We start from the raw sequence: 1,959 nt of genomic DNA on the forward strand, positions 1-1,959 counted from the left end.
TGGTGTAAATAGGTGACTTTTTGGTGTTGTATAGGTGACTTTTTGGTGTTGTATAGGTGACTTTTTGGTGTTGTATAGGTGACTTTTTGGTGTTGTATATCCCTTGTATACACTATAAATAAAGGCTTACAGCATGTCTAAAAGCATTTAAAAACTTTAAAAATAATTAAAAGCCCAGTGCATGAAAAATTGCCCTTGGTTTTCGCTACGCTCAAACTCTATTGAATCTCGCTTTCGCTCGATTCGTGGGGCAATTTTTTGGATCATCCAGTTGTGACTTTAAGAAAAAGCAAAGCAACTCGGAATTCGCTACGCTCATAAAGCTTTTTTACTCGCTTCGCTCGGTCTAGAAGCATTTTCAAGCAGTTCGCGCCCTTCGGGACGCTCTAATCTGACCGTAATTAATGGATAGGAAGCTTGTAATCAAGGAAAAAACCAGCCGAAATTTTGATGTATTCAGTTCGCTCAATAATTGAGGTTGGGTGAAGTAATTCATATAAAATCCGATGTAGAAGAAGAGGCTTGATATGAATAATTAAACACATAAAAATATGTGTTGTAAACATATTTTTATGTGTTTTTTAGCATTTTATGTAAAAAATAGCCTATGTTATACTTGCACTTTATCATTTGCTAAATTTGAACCTCATGCCTTACGAAGAATTCCATAGACTTATCGGTAAAGCAGGTCTTTCAATTAAAGAATTTGCTGAACTACTTGGAATGAGACCTAACTCGATTACGAATTATAATAAAGTTGGATTTGTACCCTCTCATTTGGCTGTGATTGTATCGCTCATATCAACGATGAAGGATGAAGGTTTTGATTTTTATCCGATCTTAGAAAAAGTACAGGCGTATGAGAAAGCACGTATAGAAAGTCAGTCTAAATAGAAAAGACTAAGCTGGATTCTTTGGACTATTGTTGATCAGAGAGTACTACAATCAAATGGGAGCTTATAGCCCCCATTTTTGATTTCGTATAAGAAATTTCATGTTAAATATTAATTTTCATATCTAAAATAAAATATTTATGTATATGATTTATATAAATTATATTTTTTGTTACAAATGTGATGATACCTAGAGTCTCCTAAAAACCGTTAATGTAATTACAATAGTACCTATTTTTAAGTAAGTAATTGATTTATATTGAATATATGTGTTAACTTAAGGTTTGAGTTCATCTGAGAAAAGAATAATGGAAAGAAATCTAAATTTAGCAAATTCAATTTTCGAAGGCTTTAATGATAAAAACGGATTAATGATTTGTGGCTATGAATGGGGATGGTCAAAAGAAGATCAAAAACTGGATGAAAGCGATAGCCGTCCCACAGTAGATATGAGCATTGAATGTACATTTAGTAATAAATCCCTAAGGTATGGTCCTTCTTCCAATACTTGGCCTTATGATAAAAATATCAAAAAATGGTTTAATTTTTGGGGACACCCATTAAACGATGAAAATTTAGGTTCAGACTTTGATAAATGTATTATTCAAACTAATTGGGCCTATACGAGTAATGCAGATATAGAAAGCTATAATCGTTTCTTAGAAAAAGAAGCAGTTGATAATTTTATTCATCATATTGAAGTTTTGAGACCCAAAGTAATTTTATTTATGGGTAGTAAGCTTATTAATTTTCTGAGAAATATAGATGTTTGGGATAGGTTTACTGCTATTGTTGGTCCAGAAATAGAACCCTTAAAAATGGTACAAAAAACAGATTTTGATGGTACTCGATTTAAAGTTTACTTTGATAATTTTGAACAATGCCAAGTTGTGTGCTTACCACATCCATCTAGTAGTAGAGGTCTATCTGATGAATATATCAAATTATTTGAACCAGAATTAGGAACAATCATTACTGAATATAAGAAACAAAAGGGTATTCTATAAAACTAATTATGAAAAAAGTCCATCTCATCCAAGCAGATATATTTCTCAGAAAATTAATA

At 31.8% G+C, this 1,959-nt stretch carries 2 protein-coding genes; both read left to right on the forward strand.

Going from position 1 to position 1,959, the window contains the following annotated elements:
- Window positions 1-648: 648 nt before the first annotated feature.
- Window positions 649-894: a helix-turn-helix domain-containing protein gene (locus tag J582_RS24865; RefSeq protein WP_006582672.1), complete on the forward strand. Its 246-nt coding sequence runs from the start codon at window positions 649-651 to the stop codon at window positions 892-894.
- Window positions 895-1,201: 307 nt separating this feature from the next.
- Window positions 1,202-1,900 (forward strand): hypothetical protein, encoded by a 699-nt coding sequence (locus J582_RS24870; protein WP_006582673.1) that lies wholly within the window; start codon window positions 1,202-1,204, stop codon window positions 1,898-1,900.
- Window positions 1,901-1,959 lie beyond the last annotated feature (59 nt).

The sequence above is a fragment of the Acinetobacter sp. 1566109 genome (genome assembly GCF_000582255.1).
Lineage (GTDB): Bacteria > Pseudomonadota > Gammaproteobacteria > Pseudomonadales > Moraxellaceae > Acinetobacter > Acinetobacter nosocomialis.